19 protein-coding genes and 1 rRNA gene (1 of these 20 only partly in view) are annotated in these 20,023 nt (G+C 41.1%); all 20 read left to right on the top strand.

All coding sequences use genetic code 11. The features are described 5' to 3' along the window. Positions 1-34: 34 nt before the first annotated feature. Positions 35-343, top strand: a complete 309-nt coding sequence (locus tag H3302_RS16025) for an excisionase family DNA-binding protein (protein ID WP_259369868.1) — start codon at positions 35-37, stop codon at positions 341-343. 275 nt (positions 344-618) lie between these two features. After that, positions 619-1,590 carry an Abi family protein gene (locus H3302_RS16020; protein WP_220469617.1) on the top strand — a complete coding sequence of 324 codons (972 nt, stop codon included), beginning with the start codon at positions 619-621 and terminating at the stop codon, positions 1,588-1,590. Between the two features lie 264 nt (positions 1,591-1,854). Next, the gene (locus tag H3302_RS16015) at positions 1,855-2,634 is read left to right on the top strand and encodes an isocitrate lyase/phosphoenolpyruvate mutase family protein (protein WP_182395894.1); all 780 of its coding nucleotides are present in this window, start codon (positions 1,855-1,857) and stop codon (positions 2,632-2,634) included. Between the two features lie 547 nt (positions 2,635-3,181). After that, positions 3,182-3,628, top strand: coding sequence for an FMN-binding protein MioC (gene mioC, locus H3302_RS16010; RefSeq protein WP_065978284.1), 447 nt, complete (start codon positions 3,182-3,184; stop codon positions 3,626-3,628). A 428-nt stretch (positions 3,629-4,056) separates the two neighbouring features. Then, positions 4,057-5,946 carry a tRNA uridine-5-carboxymethylaminomethyl(34) synthesis enzyme MnmG gene (gene mnmG / locus H3302_RS16005; RefSeq protein ID WP_074989744.1) on the top strand — a complete coding sequence of 630 codons (1,890 nt, stop codon included), beginning with the start codon at positions 4,057-4,059 and terminating at the stop codon, positions 5,944-5,946. Positions 5,947-5,961: 15 nt separating this feature from the next. Then, a complete protein-coding gene (gene rsmG, locus H3302_RS16000; RefSeq protein WP_036973708.1) occupies positions 5,962-6,582 on the top strand; it encodes a 16S rRNA (guanine(527)-N(7))-methyltransferase RsmG in 621 nt (206 codons plus the stop codon). A gap of 13 nt (positions 6,583-6,595) precedes the next feature. Further along, on the top strand, positions 6,596-7,381 hold the full coding sequence (locus tag H3302_RS15995) for a ParA family protein (RefSeq protein WP_036973709.1): 786 nt from the start codon (positions 6,596-6,598) through the stop codon (positions 7,379-7,381). A gap of 20 nt (positions 7,382-7,401) precedes the next feature. Further along, positions 7,402-8,313 (top strand): ParB/RepB/Spo0J family partition protein, encoded by a 912-nt coding sequence (locus H3302_RS15990; protein ID WP_036973710.1) that lies wholly within the window; start codon positions 7,402-7,404, stop codon positions 8,311-8,313. A 160-nt stretch (positions 8,314-8,473) separates the two neighbouring features. Further along, positions 8,474-8,854 carry an ATP synthase subunit I gene (locus tag H3302_RS15985; protein ID WP_036973711.1) on the top strand — a complete coding sequence of 127 codons (381 nt, stop codon included), beginning with the start codon at positions 8,474-8,476 and terminating at the stop codon, positions 8,852-8,854. 15 nt (positions 8,855-8,869) lie between these two features. Continuing rightward, on the top strand, positions 8,870-9,727 hold the full coding sequence (gene atpB / locus H3302_RS15980; RefSeq protein ID WP_036973712.1) for a F0F1 ATP synthase subunit A: 858 nt from the start codon (positions 8,870-8,872) through the stop codon (positions 9,725-9,727). Positions 9,728-9,782: 55 nt separating this feature from the next. After that, the gene (gene atpE, locus H3302_RS15975; RefSeq protein ID WP_004335261.1) at positions 9,783-10,016 is read left to right on the top strand and encodes a F0F1 ATP synthase subunit C; all 234 of its coding nucleotides are present in this window, start codon (positions 9,783-9,785) and stop codon (positions 10,014-10,016) included. Between the two features lie 42 nt (positions 10,017-10,058). Continuing rightward, positions 10,059-10,529, top strand: a complete 471-nt coding sequence (atpF, locus tag H3302_RS15970; protein WP_182395892.1) for a F0F1 ATP synthase subunit B — start codon at positions 10,059-10,061, stop codon at positions 10,527-10,529. Between the two features lie 16 nt (positions 10,530-10,545). Then, positions 10,546-11,079 (top strand): F0F1 ATP synthase subunit delta, encoded by a 534-nt coding sequence (gene atpH, locus H3302_RS15965; RefSeq protein WP_036973714.1) that lies wholly within the window; start codon positions 10,546-10,548, stop codon positions 11,077-11,079. 14 nt (positions 11,080-11,093) lie between these two features. Beyond that, the gene (atpA, locus tag H3302_RS15960) at positions 11,094-12,635 is read left to right on the top strand and encodes a F0F1 ATP synthase subunit alpha (protein ID WP_036973715.1); all 1,542 of its coding nucleotides are present in this window, start codon (positions 11,094-11,096) and stop codon (positions 12,633-12,635) included. A gap of 59 nt (positions 12,636-12,694) precedes the next feature. Next, on the top strand, positions 12,695-13,555 hold the full coding sequence (atpG, locus tag H3302_RS15955) for a F0F1 ATP synthase subunit gamma (protein ID WP_036973716.1): 861 nt from the start codon (positions 12,695-12,697) through the stop codon (positions 13,553-13,555). 32 nt (positions 13,556-13,587) lie between these two features. After that, positions 13,588-14,973: a F0F1 ATP synthase subunit beta gene (gene atpD / locus H3302_RS15950; RefSeq protein ID WP_036973717.1), complete on the top strand. Its 1,386-nt coding sequence runs from the start codon at positions 13,588-13,590 to the stop codon at positions 14,971-14,973. A gap of 13 nt (positions 14,974-14,986) precedes the next feature. Then, the gene (locus H3302_RS15945; protein ID WP_036973718.1) at positions 14,987-15,409 is read left to right on the top strand and encodes a F0F1 ATP synthase subunit epsilon; all 423 of its coding nucleotides are present in this window, start codon (positions 14,987-14,989) and stop codon (positions 15,407-15,409) included. 377 nt (positions 15,410-15,786) lie between these two features. Next, complete coding sequence (gene glmU / locus H3302_RS15940; RefSeq protein ID WP_065978286.1) at positions 15,787-17,148, top strand: bifunctional UDP-N-acetylglucosamine diphosphorylase/glucosamine-1-phosphate N-acetyltransferase GlmU; 1,362 nt, start codon at positions 15,787-15,789, stop codon at positions 17,146-17,148. Positions 17,149-17,286: 138 nt separating this feature from the next. Next, positions 17,287-19,071, top strand: a complete 1,785-nt coding sequence (locus H3302_RS15935; protein WP_182395890.1) for a choice-of-anchor I family protein — start codon at positions 17,287-17,289, stop codon at positions 19,069-19,071. Between the two features lie 606 nt (positions 19,072-19,677). Beyond that, positions 19,678-20,023: ribosomal RNA gene (locus H3302_RS15930) — 16S ribosomal RNA — on the top strand (it continues 1,195 nt past the right edge of the window).

Below are 20,023 nucleotides of genomic sequence, written 5' to 3'. Positions count from 1 at the left end.
TCCCGTTTTCCCAAGAGATTTAAGAGAGTAGACCATGAAAAATGATATAAGTGATGCACTACGTAAGAATGACGAATTACCAGATATCCGAAATACAATTGAAGAGATGATCTTGAAAAGTCACTTATGCAACAAAGCCGCATTAACAGTTGACGAATGCGCACTTTATACAGGTATGGCAAAAAGCTACATCTATAAACTAACCCATGAAGGTATTATTCCTCATGCAAAGCCTAATGGTAAAAAGATCTTCTTCGATAGGTTAGAGCTTGATCAATGGCTTCTTGGTAACAAGATAAAAGGTGATATAAGCGAAAGTAATTTCATCAAAAAAAAAAGCTGAAGAGCTAAACAGAAAGGTGAGTATCAATTTGAGAAAATGAAAAAGGCTGCCATAAGGCAGCCTTCTCAATATACTTTGCTGTTTGCAACCCTACAAACCTGCTATTAGAGGTGGTTTATAAGTTACCGCTACAAACGCTTACGGAGTAAATTCTGGTCAATTAGAACATTTTTGTCAACTGTTATTTTTAATTTATGGTAATGTTTAAGACATAGTTTTCTAAAGGATGTAAGAATAAATTGAGGCCAAATAACCTAAACATTGTTTTTGATTCCTTGTCTCAGCCTAGAATAAATGCGTATAAACGTTACTTTGGGAATCAATTATCTGATGATGAGGTTTACAACTGCTATTTATGGAACGACGCTATAAGTAAGGCGTTATTTAATGTCATAACTCAAATAGAAATTACTTTGAGAAACCGTATGCATGTAAGCCTAAGTAATCACTTGTATAATTCACAAAAAATTATTGTAGATCGTTGTAATGGCAATCCAAGGATATGGAATACCTCAAATACAAGTACTATAGGTACAGTAACTTCATGCAACTGGTATGAAGCTGGGTTACTCGAAAATAAATCGATGTCTAAGATACATACCACTACTCATCATTATCGAAACAAGACCCCTCTGTTAGGAAGAGCTCGCCCGTCACCCGATGATGTAGTATCAAGTCTTCATTTTGGTTTCTGGTCATCCCTTATTGATAAAAATCCTAATGTTCAATGGAGGAACTTACTAGCTCATATATTCCCTAAGCATAGAGCCTCAAACAGTAGCCAATGGAATGTTGTAGCTCAGCAGAAAAGATTAACGTATCGTTTAGAACTGGTAAGAGATATCCGTAATAGAATAGCTCATCATGAACCACTTTGGAAAACGCCAAGAATATTAGATGAAACTCCACCTACACAAGGCTCTAATAGAGCTGTGTTACATCCACCAAGCTCAGCCCCAAGTGAAAGTATCCAACGCCTGAGAATCATATATTCTAAAATAACAGAGCTGCTAAGATGGATGTCTCAAGAGCTTTACGATGATTTGATGAATTCAGCAACTCACAGTCATTTTCTCTGGTTGTGCTCAACTGATGGACTAAATTTCTACATTAAACACCACGAAGTAGCGAGTGGCCATATTAAAAGCTGTAAATTCAAACGAGAGATAGGATCTATAATAAAGATGAAAAAAAGCGTTTTTCTGGTTCACGGTAAGAGAGGTATTTCAGCACTGCACCCGATTTAGTTTCCTTTAGTTTACTTGCACGATATTTTCTAATGCGAAAGTGGGCCACCACAGACCCACCAAAAAAATGTAAATCTACTGTTTTTATTAACTTTTTTACTTATTGTATCGGTAAATAAACGCCGGTCATCATTATTAGAAAAGAGTCGCAAGACTCTTTTTTTGTTCATAAACAGCACTTTCATTAACAGGTTCAGTGCCGAATACAGCCAGCAATAAATCTTACACTTATTAATCTATTGATGTCATTTATAGGAGGACATCATGGATAAATATCACATTTTTCATCAATTACATCAGCAACAAACAGGCTTTGTATTACCTAATGCATGGGATCTAAGCTCAGCGCAATTTATTCAAGCTTCAGGAGCAAAAGCCCTTGCAACAACAAGCTGGGGAATTGCCGCGAGTTATGGCTTACAAGATGGTGAGAAGATCCCATTTAGTTACCTACTATCGCTGGTCAAAACACTCATCAATCACCTCACTATCCCTTTATCTGTAGACATTGAGTCAGGCTATAGTAACGACGCACACGTAATTAGCCAGCATGTACTTAGCTTAGCCAAGTTAGGGGTTGTAGGTATAAATATAGAAGACTCTGACAAAGTAACATCACAGTTAAGATCGCTTGATCAACAGTGCACTATTATAGAGAAAATAAAGCAAACTCTGGATGAAAATGGCTTCGAAAAGCTCTTTATTAATGCCAGAACCGACACATATTTAATAGAAAAAGATCCCTATGAGCTGACATTAGCACGAGCAAAAGCCTATGAAAATGCAGGAGCAGACGGTGTGTTTGTACCTGGACTTTGCAAAATTGAACAGATAAAAATGCTGGTTAACGCACTTAATATTCCAATAAATGTGATGGCAATGGCAGATTTTAACTGCCCAAAAATAGCATTTGCTGGTGGGGTTAAACGATTTTCTTTGGGGAATTCTCTATATGATCTTGTTGGTGAAACGCTAAAAAAACACTTAACACAGCTTGGAAATAACGAGCCACCAGCCATAAAGCTGATCTTAAATACAATTTAGATCGGCGATTGGTAAAAATGTTATCCACATTTGGCCTGTTTTTAGATCTAAACAGCTAAACGATCACTATTTATCACTGTCATTTTTGTTATTCAGAGTAAATATGGCAGTTTTTTAGAGGTTTTTACCTTTAAAAACTAATTTTTTCGTTTATTTTTCGTTTTTTTCGATCGAATTTACCGATCGAAAAATACAATTCGATCGTTATCAACAAGCGATCTATCCACAAAACGATCTCACCAAATACCTCCCCCCGATCTGAGCGATTCTTTCAATTCAGATATTTAAAGATCAATCACTTAGCAAAGTTATGCACGTCTAGAAAATAGCCTTGATCAGAACTTTCCCCAAATTTACTAACAGCTTGATCAACGACTTTAAATTAGCGAAATAAATTAAAAACATTATAAATCAAAAACTTAAAACAAAATAAAAATTAAAGAGTGATTTTTGAACATAAAAACTTATTCAGATCGTAATTCAACACTTTACTCACACTACAAGTTCGTTATTATGTGCCCACTTAACTCATTACACGATCAACGACATGCAATCAGTAAATATCATTGTGGGTAGTCAAATGGGATCTGCCGAATATGTTGCAGAGCAGCTCGCTGAATCCCTTGAACAACAAGGGATTCAAGTAAAGCTTCATGAACAACCCGTTTTCAATGATATCGATCAACAAGACACTATCTGGCTATTATGCACATCGACTTATGGTGCCGGTGATTACCCTGAAAACTTACTTCCTTTTATTGAATCAGTTAACCAACAAATTGATTTAAAAGGATTAAAGTACAGTGTTATAGGTTTAGGTGACACCAGTTACGACACATATAACTACGCAGGCCGTCATATTGATGATTTATTTATAAGTAAAGGCGCAAGCCGCGTAGCAGAACGTTTAGAGCTAAATATATTAGATGAACAACTGCCAGAAGATACGGCCTTAGCCTGGCTACCCAGCTGGATCAAGTCTGTGGGTCTTTAAAGTATAGAGTGGCAAGATCTATTAAAAAAGTTACCCACAATTTACTGATAATTTAGATCAGATTGTGGATAAACACTGATTTACCTGCGTTTTTAACCTAGTTTATCCATTGGATAAGATCCATTCGATATTGCCCTGTGTATAAATAGGTCTTTTGATCAGAGCTTGTTAGCGGTTAGATCCGATCATATTAACACCTTTGGATCTGACTTAAGATCATGTTTTAAATATAGAACTAAACATTATCAACAGAAAACCGCTTCAGTAGTAGTAAGAGTAATAAAAGATCTCTTTAAAAGATCCTTTATATTATTAGAGATCACCCACTTAGATCTTGAGCACTGTTTAATCATTTATCTTCTCTAAATTTCTAGGTAGAATACGCTCCCTTTACAAAGTTTTGCTGGTCGATTAAGTAGGATCCATAAATGATTTTTCACGAAAGTTTTGATGTTATTGTTGTCGGTGGTGGACATGCAGGTACTGAAGCCGCATTAGCCTCTGCTCGCATGGGTATGAATACCCTATTGCTAACACATAATATGGATACCCTTGGTCAAATGTCATGCAATCCAGCTATTGGGGGCATTGGCAAAGGTCATTTGGTTAAAGAAATTGATGCACTCGGTGGTGCAATGGCACAAGCCATTGACAAAGGCGGTATTCAATTCCGTACTTTAAATTCATCAAAAGGCCCTGCGGTTAGAGCAACTCGTGCACAAGCTGATCGTGCTTTGTATAAAGCGGCTATTCAACATACTTTACAACACCAAGAAAATTTAAAGATCTTCCAGCAATCATGTGATGATCTTATTGTTGAAGGTGAACGTGTACTCGGTGTTGTTACCCAAATGGGACTTCGCTTCAGCGCCCCTACTGTTGTGCTTACAGTGGGCACTTTCTTAGGTGGCCAGATCCACATCGGTTTAGAAAACTTTAAAGGGGGTCGCGCAGGTGATCCACCATCAATTGCACTGGCACAACGTTTACGTGAATTACCTTTTAGAGTCGATCGTTTAAAAACTGGGACACCTCCACGTATTGATGCGCGTACTGTTGATTTCAGTAAAATGCAAGAACAACCAGGTGATACACCAATACCCGTGTTTTCATTTATGGGTAAGCAATCGGATCATCCACAGCAGATCCCGTGTTATATCACTTATACGAATGAAAAAACGCATGACGTGATCCGTAATAACTTACATCGTTCACCTATGTATTCAGGTGTTATTGAAGGTATTGGCCCACGTTACTGCCCTTCTATTGAAGATAAGATTGTTCGTTTTGCTGATAAAGACAAACACCAAATTTTTGTTGAACCTGAAGGTTTAACATCATACGAATTATACCCAAATGGTATTTCTACCAGTTTACCGTTTGATGTTCAGCTTGAAATTGTGCAATCAATTACTGGCTTTGAGAACGCACATATTTGTCGTCCTGGTTACGCAATTGAATATGACTTCTTTGACCCGCGTGATTTGAAACAATCATTAGAAACTAAATTTATCAACGGATTATTCTTTGCAGGCCAAATTAATGGCACCACGGGCTATGAAGAAGCGGGTGCTCAAGGGTTGATTGCTGGTATGAACGCCGCATTGCAAGTACAAGGCAAAGAGCCTTGGACTCCGCGTCGTGATGAAGCATACACAGGGGTATTAATTGACGATTTAGCGACGCTAGGTACAAAAGAACCCTACCGTATGTTTACCAGCCGTGCAGAATACCGATTATTACTTCGCGAAGATAATGCTGATATTCGTTTAACTGCAAAAGGCCGTGAATTAGGCTTGGTTGATGATGCTCGTTGGGCTGCATTTAATGAAAAAATGGAGATTATCGAGAAAGAATCGCAACGCCTAAAAGAAACGTGGATCCATAAGGATCATGTTGCGGTTGATCAAGTAAACGCATTATTAAAAACGCCACTGACACGTGAAGCGAGTTTAGAGGATCTGATCCGTCGCCCTGAAATTCGTTATAACGATTTAATGGCTATTGAAGGATTAGGATCTGAATTTAATAACCAAGCTGCGCTTGAGCAAGTTGAGATCCATACAAAATACGCAGGCTACATTGCTCGTCAGCAAGATGAGATCAATAAACAATTGCGTCATGAGCAAACTGTATTACCAAAAGACTTTGATTACTCAACGGTTTCTGGTTTATCAAATGAAGTTGTTGCTAAATTAACAGATAGTCGTCCAGACACAATTGGTCAAGCGTCACGTATTTCAGGTATCACCCCTGCTGCTATTTCGCTATTATTAGTGTATCTGAAAAAGCAAGGCTTACTACGTAAGACTGCGTAGTTGGTAAGGAATACAGTGTTACAACAACAATTAACGTCACTGTTAGCGCAAACTGATATTGCGCTAACAGAAAAACAACAGCAGCAACTCGTTCAGTATGTTGAATTATTAGACAAGTGGAATAAAGCGTACAATTTAACATCGGTGCGCTTACCTGAAGAGATGATGATTAAGCATATTATGGATAGCTTAGTTGTTGCGCCACACCTAAAAGGCAAACATTACATTGATGTTGGCACCGGTCCGGGTTTACCGGGTATCGTATTAGCCATTGCTTTACCTGACACGCAATTTATTTTGTTAGATAGTTTAGGTAAGCGAGTACGCTTTTTGATGCAGGTAAAACACGCACTGGGTCTTGAAAATGTAACCCCAGTACAGTCTAGAGTTGAAGAATATCAACCAAGTGTTAAATTAGATGGTGTATTAAGTCGTGCATTCGCCTCTTTGCAAGATATGGTTGACTGGTGTTCGCACTTGATTGATCATTCGGGTAAATTTATCGCCTTAAAAGGTGTATTTCCGAGCGACGAACTTGACTCATTACCAGCGGGTATAAAGTTTGACGAAAAAATTAGCTTGGAAGTACCTGAGTTAGATGCGCAAAGGCATTTAATTATTCTATCTAAAGACTAGGGATCAGAGCACTGTGGCAAAAGTCATCGCATTAGCAAACCAAAAAGGGGGGGTTGGTAAAACAACCACCGCTGTAAATCTTGCGGCTTCTATGGCCGCGACAAAGCGTAAAGTGTTATTAATCGATCTTGACCCACAAGGGAACGCGACCATGGGCAGCGGTGTCGATAAATACGGTGACGTTGCAACTATTTATGACTTATTGATAGAAGAAACCCCAATCGAAGAAGTAATCAATAAAGAAACGTCAGGTGAATATCATTTAATTGCAGCTAATGGCGATGTCACAGCAGCTGAAGTTAAATTGATGGAATTATTTGCCCGTGAAGTGCGTTTACGTAATGCCCTTGAAAAAGTGCAAGACCAATACGACTTCATTTTTATTGACTGCCCACCTTCACTGAATATGCTAACGGTTAATGCGATGGCAGCAGCTGATTCTATTTTAGTGCCTATGCAATGTGAGTATTATGCCCTTGAAGGTTTAACTGCATTAATGGACACCATTACTCAGCTGTCGAAGTTGGTCAATCCGGCGTTAACAATTGAAGGTATTTTACGCACCATGTATGATCCGCGTAATCGCCTTGCAAATGACGTATCTGAACAATTAAAACAACATTTTGGCGATAAAGTTTATCGTACCGTTATCCCACGTAATGTCCGTTTAGCAGAAGCGCCGAGCTTTGGTGCCCCTGCCATGTATTATGACCGCGCATCAAGTGGTGCAAAAGCATACTTAGCCCTTGCCGGTGAAATGTTACGTAGAAAAGAGAAAACATCTTCAGCAGTAGCCTAACTTTGAGGTAAAAAAATAACATGTCTGCTAAAAAACGCGGTTTAGGCCGAGGACTCGACGCTTTATTAAGTTCATCAAAACCTGCCCCAAGTGCAGATAATCAGCAACAAAATGCAGTAACAACAGAGCCTGTATCAGATGCTGTGGCAGAGCAAAATAAAGGTGAACTGCAAAAATTAGCGATTGAGTTTTTACAGTCAGGTAAATATCAACCACGTAAAGACATGTCTGAAGAAGCATTGGAAGAGCTTGCAAGCTCGATTCGTGCGCAAGGCATAATTCAACCTATTGTTGTGCGCCCTATTGGTGCAAATAAATACGAAATTATTGCTGGTGAACGTCGTTGGCGTGCTGCTCAATTAGCTAAATTAGATAGCGTACCTTGTATTATCAAAGACGTACCTGATGAAGCGGCTGTTGCTATTGCACTTATTGAAAATATTCAACGCGAAGATTTAAATGCAATGGAAGAAGCCATTGCACTTAATCGTTTATTGAATGAGTTTGAGCTTACTCATCAGCAAGTGGCCGAAGCTGTTGGTAAATCTCGTACCACAGTGACTAATTTACTACGCCTAAATAATCTTAACGAAGATGTTAAAATACTGTTAGAGCATGGCGACATTGAAATGGGTCATGCACGTTGTTTATTAGCACTTGAAGGTGAAGCGCAGTCAGATGCGGCGCGATTAGCTGTCGCAAAAGCGTTAACTGTGCGTGAAACTGAAAAGCTTGTTCGTTCAATTTTAGAGCCCGCACCTCAAAAAGAAGTGCTCGAAAAAGATCCTGATGTCAAACAGTTAGAGCAAAAACTTGCCGAGAACTTAGGGGCTAAAGTAGAAATTAACTACAACAAAAAAGGCAAAGGCAAGCTGGTTATTTCGTACACAAGCTTTGATGAGTTAGATGGCATTTTAAGCCGTATAAATTAAGACTATTCCCGTCATTAATTAATAACATGTCCAAAAAGAGACATTTGTGGTGTTTTTGCGCTACAAAGGGTCGACTCAAGTTGCAAAACTGGTAGGAATCAGTATAATTTCGCCAGTTTTCATACCCTGACAATATGAACGTTCTTAAGGTTAATAAAACGTGACTAATAGGTTAGCAAAGCCATATAGGCTTGCCGCATTTAAATTAATTTGTCTTCAGGGTATCGTAGCGATAATCGCTGCAGTAATTGTTTTTGTAGGTTGGGGAGTCAATGCCGGCCAGTCAGCGCTTGCTGGCGGAGCTGTTGCACTACTCCCTAATTTTGTATTTGTCGTTTATGCATTCAGATATATGGGTGCAAGTCGGACAAATCAAGTGTATGCCTCGCTAAAGCGCGGCAACGGATTAAAATTTATGCTAACAATTGTGTTGTTTGCACTGATACTGAAGTCTTACACGGTCGTTTTATTACCGTTTTTTTGTGTGTATGTATTGGTGTTATTTAGCGGATTGTTCGCACCCGTTTTTTTTAATCATTAACTTTTGGGATATAACATGGCTGCAGAAGAAGTAACTCTATCAAGCCATATTCAGCACCACTTAACCAATGCTAAGATGTGCTCGACCGACGCTGGTCTAGCCTTCAATAAAGCGTGTGCGGACAGTGGCTTCTGGACATGGAACATAGATACCCTCGCATGGTCAATCGGTTTAGGTCTTGTATTTTTATGGATCTTCCGTAGTGCCGCTAAAAAAGCAAATACCGGTGTACCTGGTAAATTTCAATGCTTCATTGAAATGATCGTTGAATTCGTTGGCGACAACGTACGCGATACTTACCACGGCAAAAGTAGTTTAATTGCTCCATTAGCTCTAACGATTTTCGTTTGGGTGTTCTTAATGAACTTAATGGACTTGATCCCGGTTGATTTCCTACCTGCATTCGCTGGCTTCGTTGGTGAGCAAGCATTTGGTATGGACTCTCACGACGTATACATGAAAATTGTACCGACAACAGACATCAATATGACTGCTGCACTTGCTATTGGTGTATTCATTCTGATGATCGGTTACGCAATTAAAATCAAAGGGATTGGCGGTTTCTTAGCGGAACTAACACTGCACCCATTTAGCTCTAAAAACAAGCTGATGATGGTGTTCTTAATCCCATGTAACTTATTACTAGAAACAATCGCTTTAGTTGCTAAGCCGTTCTCGTTAGCACTGCGTTTATTCGGTAACTTATATGCTGGTGAGTTGATTTTCATCTTGATCGGCGCTGTTGGTTTAATGCAACTACCGTTGCACTTTATTTGGGCCGCATTCCACATCTTAGTAATCGTGCTACAAGCATTCGTATTTATGATGCTTACAATCGTTTACCTAAGCATGGCAAGCTCAGATAATCACTAATTTTTACACTTTTAAAATTTAATTTTAATTTACAATTGAAACTTTGGAGAAAAAAATGGAACTAGTATTAGGTCTTAAGTATATCGCTGTTGCTCTACTTATCGGCTTCGGTGCAATCGGTACTGCTATCGGCTTCGGTAACATGGGTGGTAAATTCCTAGAAGCATGTGCGCGTCAACCAGAGCTTGCACCTTCACTACAAGTTAAGATGTTCATCCTTGCTGGTCTAATCGATGCCGTAGCTATGATCGGTGTTGGTATCGCAATGGTATTGTTGTTCGTACTTTAATATTATTTTTTGAACAGCTTACTATTTTAAGGAGGAGCGGTCGTGAACTTAACAGCCACTCTTATCGGTGAATTAATTGCATTTACGGTATTCGTACTTTTCTGTATGAAATACGTATGGCCACCACTAAATGGTGCAATTGAAGCTCGCCAGAAGAAAATCGAAGATGGTTTAGCTGCCTCTGATAGAGCCGAAAAAGACTTAGAACTTGCGCAAAAGAAAGCTGCTGAGCAGCTTAAAGAGGCAAAAGCTCAAGCGGCTGATATCATTGAACAAGCTAAAAAGCGTGCCACGCTTATCGTTGACGAAGAAAGTGTTCGTGGTCAACAAGAGCGTGAAAAAATTATTGCTCAAGGGCACTCTGAAATCGAAGCAGAGCGTAACCGTGTAACAGAAGAGCTACGTAAGAAAGTAGCAACTCTGGCCGTGGTTGGTGCTGAGAAGATTCTAGAGCGCGAAATCAATCAAGCCGCACACAGTGACATCGTTGAAAAACTTGTCGCTGAGCTGTAATTAGGAGGGTATGAGCATGTCTGAATTGGCTACTATCGCTCGCCCATACGCTAAAGCGGCTTTTGAACTTGCTGTTGAAAAAGGCACTGTTGAAAGTTGGAACGACATGCTGTTCTTTGCTGGCCAAGTTGCCAGCAACGAGCAAGCCGCTGCTGCGCTAGCTGGATTGCCTACTGCTACTGAAAAAGCAGGTCTTTTTATTAAGATCTGTGCAGAGCAGCTCAACGAACAAGGCCAAAACCTAGTTAAGGTAATGGCTGAAAATGGTCGTTTAGTTGCACTGCCTGCTGTTGCAGAGTTATTCGCTGAATTAAAAGCGGATTACGATAAAGAAACCGACGTAGACGTGGTTTCTGCAACACCGCTTTCTGCCGAGCAGCAAGCAACATTGGTAGCGGCACTTGAAAAACGTTTCGCACGCAAAGTTAAGCTGAATTGTAGTGAAGACGCTACAGTTGTTGGCGGCCTTATTATTAAGGCGGGTGACACTGTAATTGACGGCTCAGTACGCGGCAAGTTAGCCCGCTTAGCTACATCACTACAATCGTAATTGGGAAAAAGAGCATGCAACTTAATTCCACTGAAATTTCAGATCTGATCAAACAACGTATTGAGCAGTTCGAAGTTGTAAGTGAAGCTCGTAACGAAGGTACTATCGTATCTGTTACAGACGGTATCATCCGCATCCACGGTCTAGCTGACTGTATGCAAGGTGAGATGGTTGAGCTTCCTGGCAACCGTTATGCTATCGCACTAAACCTTGAGCGTGACTCAGTAGGTGCAGTAGTTATGGGTCCATACGCAGACCTTAAAGAAGGCGTAAAAGTTAAATCAACTGGTCGTATTTTAGAAGTTCCTGTTGGTCGTGGTCTACTTGGTCGTGTTGTTAACACTCTAGGTGCCCCTATCGATGGTAAAGGCGCTTTAGATAACGACGGTTTTGAACCTGTTGAGAAAATCGCACCAGGCGTAATCGAGCGCCAATCAGTAGATGAGCCAGTTCAAACTGGTTATAAATCTATCGATGCGATGATCCCAGTTGGTCGTGGTCAGCGTGAGCTTGTAATCGGTGACCGCCAAACAGGTAAAACTGCTTTAGCTATCGATGCAATCATCAACCAAAAGAACACAGGCGTTAAGTGTGTGTACGTAGCGGTTGGTCAAAAAGCATCTACAATTGCTAACGTAGTACGTAAATTAGAAGAGCACGGTGCACTTGAAAACACAATTATTGTGGTTGCATCGGCTTCTGAATCTGCAGCACTTCAGTACCTAGCACCATTTGCTGGTTGTACTATGGGTGAATACTTCCGTGACCGTGGTGAAGACGCATTAATCGTATATGATGATTTATCTAAGCAAGCTGTTGCTTACCGTCAAATCTCATTGCTACTTAAGCGTCCACCAGGCCGTGAAGCATACCCAGGTGACGTATTCTACCTTCACTCTCGTCTTCTAGAGCGTGCATCACGTGTAAATGCTGATTACGTTGAGAAGTTCACTAATGGTGAAGTGAAAGGTAAAACAGGTTCACTGACGGCATTGCCAATCATTGAAACTCAAGGCGGCGACGTTTCTGCGTTCGTACCGACAAACGTTATCTCTATCACCGATGGTCAGATCTTCTTAGAAACTGACTTATTCAACTCAGGTATCCGTCCAGCTGTTAACGCTGGTATCTCGGTATCGCGTGTTGGTGGTGCAGCGCAAACTAAAATCGTTAAGAAACTAGGTGGTGGTATCCGTCTAGCGTTAGCTCAGTACCGTGAATTAGCTGCGTTCTCGCAGTTCGCGTCTGACCTTGACGATGCAACACGTTCTCAATTAGAGCATGGTGAGCGCGTAACAGAGCTAATGAAGCAGAAACAGTACGCACCAATGTCTGTTGCTGAAATGTCTCTGTCGCTATTCGCAGCTGAAAAAGGCTACCTAAAAGACATCGAAATCGCGAAAATCGGTGACTTTGAAGCGGGCTTAATTTCTTATGCAAACAGCACATACGCAGAGCTAATGGCTCAAATCAATGAAACTGGTAACTACAACGCTGAGATTGAAGCGCAACTTAAAGAACTTCTAGAGAAGTTCAAGTCGACGCAAACTTGGTAATTTAGTTATGAATGGTGAGCTTTAGGCAACTAAAGCCCACCTGATTCGGAGAGAGAGTCATGGCCAGCGGAAAAGAGATTAAAAGCAAGATCGGGAGTATCAAGAATACTCAAAAGATCACCAGCGCAATGGAAATGGTTGCTGCGTCTAAAATGAAAAAGGCGCAAGAACGTGTGGCATCAAGCCGTCCATACGCTGAAAACTTACGCAAAGTGATTGGTCGTGTTGCTCAAGCAAATCTTGATTTTACTCACCCTTTTTTAGAAGAGCGTGAAGTAAAACGAGTTGGTTATATTGTTATCTCTACTGACCGTGGTCTATGTGGTGGCTTGAACTCTAACGAGTTCAAAAAAGTTGCCCTAGATGTGAAAGCGTGGAAAGAAAAAGGCGTTGATGCTGAATTTACTACTTTAGGTAGCAAAGCAGCAGGCTTTTTCCAACGTTTCGGCGGTAAGTTAGTCGCTAAAAAGGCGAACTTAGGAGATACACCTTCATTACAAGACGTTATTGGTCCTGTAAAAACGATGCTAGATGCATACTCTGAAGGCAAAATTGACCGCTTATACGTCGTATTTAACAAGTTTGTTAATACGATGAAGCAAGAGCCAACAATCGATCAGTTACTCCCTTTGCCAAAAGCTGAAGAAGAAGTATCTCAACATTCTTGGGATTACTTATATGAGCCAAACCCAGAAGCTATCTTAGAAGCTCTGTTAGTACGCTTTATTGAGTCTCAAGTATACCAAGGTGTAGTTGAGAACGCTGCCTCTGAACAGGCTGCCCGTATGGTTGCAATGAAAGCTGCAACTGATAATGCTGGCGACCTTATGGATGAGTTACAGCTTGTTTATAACAAGGCTCGTCAAGCTGCAATCACACAAGAAATCAGTGAGATTGTTGGCGGCTCGGCAGCAGTTTAACGCTTCGGCAAAGTTTAATGAGAGGAATAGACATGAGTTTAGGTAAGGTCGTCCAAATTATCGGCGCCGTTGTGGATATCGAATTTCCACAAGACAACGTGCCAGCCGTATATGACGCACTAAAAGTAACAGATGGCGACTTAGCGGGTTTAACTTTAGAAGTTCAACAACAGCTAGGTGGCGGTGTGGTACGTGGTATCGCACTTGGTACTACTGACGGTTTACGTCGTGGTACATCAGTAGAAGGTACAGGTCAGCCAATCCACGTTCCAGTAGGTACGAAGACACTAGGTCGTATCATGGACGTACTTGGTAACCCTATTGATGAAGCTGGTCCAATTGGTGAAGAAGAGCGTATGTCTATTCACCGTGCAGCGCCTTCTTATGAAGAACAATCAAGTTCAGTTGAACTTTTAGAGACGGGTATCAAGGTAATCGACCTTGTATGTCCATTCGCTAAAGGTGGTAAAGTTGGTTTATTCGGTGGTGCCGGTGTAGGTAAAACCGTAAACATGATGGAACTTATCCGTAACATCGCAATCGAGCACAGCGGCTACTCAGTATTCGCAGGTGTTGGTGAGCGTACACGTGAGGGTAATGACTTCTACCATGAGATGAACGACTCAAACGTACTAGATAAAGTATCACTAGTATACGGTCAAATGAATGAGCCACCGGGTAACCGTTTACGCGTAGCGTTAACAGGTCTTACGATGGCAGAGAAGTTCCGTGACGAAGGTCGTGACGTACTTTTCTTCGTTGATAACATCTACCGTTATACACTAGCGGGTACAGAGGTATCAGCACTTCTAGGTCGTATGCCATCAGCGGTAGGTTACCAGCCTACACTTGCTGAAGAAATGGGTGTACTTCAAGAGCGTATCGCATCAACTAAGACGGGTTCAATCACATCAATCCAAGCGGTATACGTACCTGCGGATGACTTAACTGACCCATCTCCAGCAACAACGTTTGCCCACTTAGATGCAACAGTAGTACTTTCTCGTGATATCGCGTCACTTGGTATCTACCCTGCGGTAGACCCACTTGATTCATCTTCACGTCAACTTGACCCATTAGTAATTGGTCAAGAGCACTACGATACAGCGCGTGGCGTTCAAACAGTTCTTCAACGTTATAAAGAACTGAAAGACATCATCGCAATCCTAGGTATGGACGAGCTTTCTGACGAAGATAAGCAAGTTGTATCTCGTGCACGTAAAATCCAGCGTTTCTTATCTCAGCCGTTCTTCGTTGCTGAGGTATTTACAGGCGCGCCTGGTAAATACGTGTCACTTAAAGACACAATTGCTGGCTTCAAAGGTATCTTAAACGGTGAGTTTGATGATATGCCAGAGCAAGCGTTCTACATGGTTGGCTCTATTGAAGAAGCTCAAGAAAAAGCCAAAAGCATGTAATTAGGAGGGTAGTATGGCGGCTATGACTGTACATCTTGACGTAGTAAGCGCAGAAGAGAGCTTGTTCTCTGGTCTGGTTGAATCGATTCAAGTAAGTGGTAGTGAAGGTGACCTTGGTGTTAACTATGGCCACGCTCCATTATTAACTGCCCTAAAACCTGGTATGGTACGTTTAGTTAAGCAATTTGGTCACGAAGATGTGATGTATGTTGCTGGCGGTACGCTAGAAGTTCAACCTGATCGTATTACGATTCTTGCTGATACAGCAGTACGTGGTGAAGATCTGGACGAGCAAGCGGCTGAAAAAGCGAAACGTGATGCTGAAGAGCAAATGGCGAATACGTCAACTGCTGAGTTAGATTATCAACAAGCTGCAGTGCAACTTGCTGAAGCAATCGCTCAACTTCGCGTAATTCAACAATTACGCAAAAAGTAAGCCTACTCGGTTTTGTAAAAGCCCACTTAATGTGGGCTTTTTTGTGCCTGTAATTTACTCAACATTTATGTATTACCAATCCGCAATACTTATTAATCATTTTGAGTGATTAAGTATTATTTTAGACCTCTTAATTAAGCACAATGGTATAAGCAAACTCGTTTAAAGCGCCCTATTCTTCGTTTAGTACTTATATCCTTCATCAAAGCCCGTTACAATGTGGTGTATTAAATGTGAATAAGTATTTCATCTAAGGTTCAGTCCTCTTTATTAGGATTGAGTATTTGCACATGACGTGACTTACCTAACCAAGGTTGACTTACTTATTACACTCATTAACAGCTCAACTAAAACAAAGAAAGAAGGATATTGTTTTAATGTCTCTGACAACCGTTATTCTCGCTGCGGGTAAAGGTACTCGTATGCGTTCAGCACTCCCAAAGGTGCTTCATAAAGTGGCTGGAAAGCCGATGGTGCAACATGTAATTGATAATGCCACGGCCTTAGGCGCACGTGAGACCAACTTAGTTTATGGCCACGGTCGCGATCAATTGCAAGCCGCCCTTTCTCATAATCAAGTAAATTGGGTGCTACAAGAAGAACAACTTGGTACTGGCCATGCTGTCGCGGTCGCTAAAGAGCATATCGCTGATGATGATACCGTGTTGATTTTATACGGTGATGTTCCCCTTACAAAACGTGCGACGTTAGAAAAGTTACTTGCTGTTACGCCTAAAAACGGACTTGCAGTATTAACAGTAACATTAGACGACCCATCTGGTTATGGGCGTATGCTGCGTGAAAATGGCAAATTAGTCGGTATTATTGAGCAAAAAGATGCGACCGCTGAGCAATTAGCGATTAAAGAAATCAACACTGGCATTATGGCTGCCAATGGTGAATTACTGAAACGTTGGTTAAGTAACCTATCGAATAACAATGCTCAAGGTGAATACTACCTAACAGATATTGTTGCCATGGCTCACAGTGAAGGCGTTGAAATCACCTCTGCACAACCTGAGCATCCAATGGAAGTTGAAGGCGCAAACAACCGTGTACAACTAGCGGCACTTGAGCGTGCTTATCAAGCATGGCAAGCCGAGGAGCTGATGTTAAACGGTGCCACCCTTGCCGACCCTGCACGCATTGATGTACGCGGTGAAGTAACAACGGGTGAAGATGTACTTATTGATGTTAATGTTATTTTTGAAGGTAAAGTAACACTGGGTAATAATGTACAAATAGGTCCTAATTGCGTACTTAAAGACTGCACCATTGGTGATAACGTTATTATTAAAGCCAATTCATTAGTCGAAGAAGCAACTGTTGCGACTAAATGTACTTTAGGTCCATTTGCACGACTGCGTCCTGGTGCCATTATGGAAGAAGATTCTCACATTGGTAATTTTGTCGAAATGAAAAAGACCCGCTTAGGTAAGGGCTCAAAAGCAAACCACCTTACTTATTTAGGTGATGCTGAAATCGGCGAAAAGGTAAATATTGGTGCGGGTACCATTACCTGTAACTACGACGGTGTAAATAAATCAAAAACCATCATCGGTGATAACGCCTTTATTGGTTCAAACTCATCGCTTGTCGCTCCTGTGAATATTGGTTCAACAGCAACGATTGGTGCGGGCTCTGTGATCACTAATACTGTTGAAGATGAACAACTGGCGGTAGCGCGGGGTAAACAGCGTAATCTCAGTGGTTGGAAGCGCCCTGTTAAAAAACAGTAAGCTGCATTAAACCTAATTGAAAAAGGCGAGTTCACACTCGCTTTTTTTATGCCCGGATTTTGTTCACATAAAAATGCCATATTGTTGTCATGCCTGTGTGTTGTTATGTAGTAAATACAACACAAAGGAAAAATAATAATGTTAAAAAGATCAATGCTTGCTCTGTCACTGTTGTCTATTCTTACGGGGTGCTCATTAGAGGGAGATGATGGAAAAGACGGTTTACAAGGTGAGCAAGGTCCCGCAGGTCAAGATGGTGTTAATGGCACTAATGCACATTCAGCTTTAAATATTCATCTTATTGGCCGTGCAGTATTAAATGCACAAAGCCCAGAAGGTGCCGCAGAGATTGTGGCCTATCAAGCGGCTAAAAAAAGAATTTTTGCAATTAATAGTTCGGGTGATTCTGCTGTGGTTAATATCATTCCGGCTGATAGCTTTGACAGAGCTGCGCTCGTAAAGGATAACGAAGGCGTTGTAAACGGCACTAATTTGGCCTCTGCAATTACCGTGTCTCTTAATGAGCACAGTGCGGGTGATGCAAACAGTATCGCCATCGATGAAAATAACGAATTACTTGCTGTAGCTATGGCTGCAAAAACAACGGGTGATGCGGGGCTTATCGCATTTTATGATATTAGTGGCGACGAGCCTCAGTTTATTAAGAATGTATCTGTAGGCGCCCTGCCCGATATGGTTACCTTTAGCCATGATGGTAATAAAGTACTGGTTGCAAACGAAGGCGAACCGAATGGGGATTACAGTATTGATCCTGAAGGCTCAATTAGCATCATTAACATCAATGATGGCGTGATTGCTGACACTGCTATTAGCATCACCTTCGCAGCCTATAACGATAAACAAGCAGAGCTTGAAGAATTAGGAATTGTTTTTGCTAATCCGACAGGTCGTACAATCAACGGCAATCTAATTAATACAACCGTAGCTATGGATTTAGAGCCTGAGTACATCAGCATCTCTAAAGACAATAAGTTTGCCTACGTTTCACTACAAGAAAATAATGCCCTGGCTATCGTTAATTTGGAAAATAATAGCTTAGAGCTAAAAGGGTTAGGCTTCAAAGACTGGTCTAATTTACTCATTGATGCATCAGATAAAGATGGAGGGGTGAACTTTAAATCATACCCAGGCTTATATGGTATGTATCAACCCGATACTATCGCTAGTTTCAGCTGGAAAGGTGCAAATTTCATCGTTACAGCTAACGAAGGCGATGCACGAGAATACTTCTTTGACACAGCCGACGAAGCTGATTGTATAGCAAAAGGTGGTCTTGACTATGATGAAGATGATGGCTGCTTATCTTATATAGATGAAACCAGAGCTAAAGACTTAACGCTGGCAAGCAATTTTGATTACCTGAACAACGACAACACTGATATTGGCCGCCTAAAAGTGACCACAGTTAAAGGTGATGAAGATAACGATGGTGAATACGAGTCACTTTATGCATACGGAGCCCGCTCATTTTCTATTTGGGACAGTAATGGCATGGTGGTTTTTGACTCTGGTGACCAAATTTCACGTATTACCGCATCAGTTCACGGCGAAGCATTTAACAATAATGAAGATGAAAATGCCGGTGATACCCGCTCAGATGACAAAGGGGCTGAACCAGAAGCATTAGCACTGGGTACTATTGGCGAGCGTACATTTGCATTTATTGGTTTAGAGCGTATGGGTGGCATTATGGTGTTTGATATAACAAATCCATACAATGTGACATTCCAAGATTACTTTTTTAACCGTGGCTTAGAAGCCAGTGCAGAAATAACCGGTGATCTTGCCCCTGAGGGGATGGCATTTATACCTGCAGAACAAAGTGCAACGAATGAAGCATTACTTGTCGTAGGTAATGAAATTTCGGGCTCAATCGCTGTGTGGGAAATTTCCACTAAGTAATCCAACTAGTAAAATAAAAGCGATAGACTTATTTTAAAGTATATCGCTTTTTCATTTGCCCTTTAATGAACATAAAAGTGACTGATTTTTGAGCTGAAACACTCCTGCAGCCCTTTATTTGTATGGTTATTGTACAAAATTGAAATTAATTAAATAAAACTGAAATAAAGCGTTGACGGCCTCCAGATAATCCCTATAATGCGCATCCACTGACACGGCGGGCAGCAACGAAAGACGCTGAACAACGTAGCAAAGAGTTAAGTAAAACTTCGGTTTTAAGTCTTCGAAAGAAAGTTTAAAATTAAGTGTTGACTCGAAAAATTAAGGATGTATTATACGCATCCCTCGAGACGCGAAAGCAACTCGAAACGTTCTTTAACAATATAAAGCAATCATCTGTGTGGGCACTCGTACAGATTGAGTTCTAACAGTCGAGCTACTTAGGTAGTAAGACAAACAAATTTAGAGTCTCAATTTAAACTGAGTGACCAACGGAAATAAGTTTACTTATTTCAGCACAGTCAATTCAACATCGAAAGATGTTAAATAAATTCAGAATTCATTGAGCATGTCCGCTCCCTTAATGGGAAGGACAGAAAAAACTTTTAATTGAAGAGTTTGATCATGGCTCAGATTGAACGCTGGCGGCAGGCCTAACACATGCAAGTCGAGCGGTAACAGAGAGTAGCTTGCTACTCTGCTGACGAGCGGCGGACGGGTGAGTAATGCTTGGGAATGTACCTTATGGTGGGGGACAACAGTTGGAAACGACTGCTAATACCGCATAATGTCTTCGGACCAAAGCGGGGGACCTTCGGGCCTCGCGCCATAAGATCAGCCCAAGTGGGATTAGCTAGTTGGTGAGGTAATGGCTCACCAAGGCGACGATCCCTAGCTGGTTTGAGAGGATGATCAGCCACACTGGGACTGAGACACGGCCCAGACTCCTACG

This window comes from Pseudoalteromonas sp. MT33b (genome assembly GCF_014117385.1).
In the GTDB taxonomy this organism is placed as follows: Bacteria; Pseudomonadota; Gammaproteobacteria; order Enterobacterales; family Alteromonadaceae; genus Pseudoalteromonas; species Pseudoalteromonas lipolytica.
This window is presented reverse-complemented; position numbering and strand designations above follow the sequence as displayed.

Excerpts from the sequence above, each read along its gene's own strand:
- H3302_RS16025 (WP_259369868.1), top strand. The coding sequence starts at position 35 with ATGAAAAATGATATAAGTGATGCACTACGTAAGAATGACGAATTACCA.
- H3302_RS16015 (WP_182395894.1), top strand. The coding sequence starts at position 1,855 with ATGGATAAATATCACATTTTTCATCAATTACATCAGCAACAAACAGGC.
- mioC (WP_065978284.1), top strand. The coding sequence starts at position 3,182 with ATGCAATCAGTAAATATCATTGTGGGTAGTCAAATGGGATCTGCCGAA.
- mnmG (WP_074989744.1), top strand. The coding sequence starts at position 4,057 with ATGATTTTTCACGAAAGTTTTGATGTTATTGTTGTCGGTGGTGGACAT.
- H3302_RS15990 (WP_036973710.1), top strand. The coding sequence starts at position 7,402 with ATGTCTGCTAAAAAACGCGGTTTAGGCCGAGGACTCGACGCTTTATTA.
- atpB (WP_036973712.1), top strand. The coding sequence starts at position 8,870 with ATGGCTGCAGAAGAAGTAACTCTATCAAGCCATATTCAGCACCACTTA.
- atpE (WP_004335261.1), top strand. The coding sequence starts at position 9,783 with ATGGAACTAGTATTAGGTCTTAAGTATATCGCTGTTGCTCTACTTATC.
- atpH (WP_036973714.1), top strand. The coding sequence starts at position 10,546 with ATGTCTGAATTGGCTACTATCGCTCGCCCATACGCTAAAGCGGCTTTT.
- atpA (WP_036973715.1), top strand. The coding sequence starts at position 11,094 with ATGCAACTTAATTCCACTGAAATTTCAGATCTGATCAAACAACGTATT.
- atpG (WP_036973716.1), top strand. The coding sequence starts at position 12,695 with ATGGCCAGCGGAAAAGAGATTAAAAGCAAGATCGGGAGTATCAAGAAT.
- atpD (WP_036973717.1), top strand. The coding sequence starts at position 13,588 with ATGAGTTTAGGTAAGGTCGTCCAAATTATCGGCGCCGTTGTGGATATC.
- H3302_RS15945 (WP_036973718.1), top strand. The coding sequence starts at position 14,987 with ATGGCGGCTATGACTGTACATCTTGACGTAGTAAGCGCAGAAGAGAGC.
- glmU (WP_065978286.1), top strand. The coding sequence starts at position 15,787 with ATGTCTCTGACAACCGTTATTCTCGCTGCGGGTAAAGGTACTCGTATG.
- H3302_RS15935 (WP_182395890.1), top strand. The coding sequence starts at position 17,287 with ATGTTAAAAAGATCAATGCTTGCTCTGTCACTGTTGTCTATTCTTACG.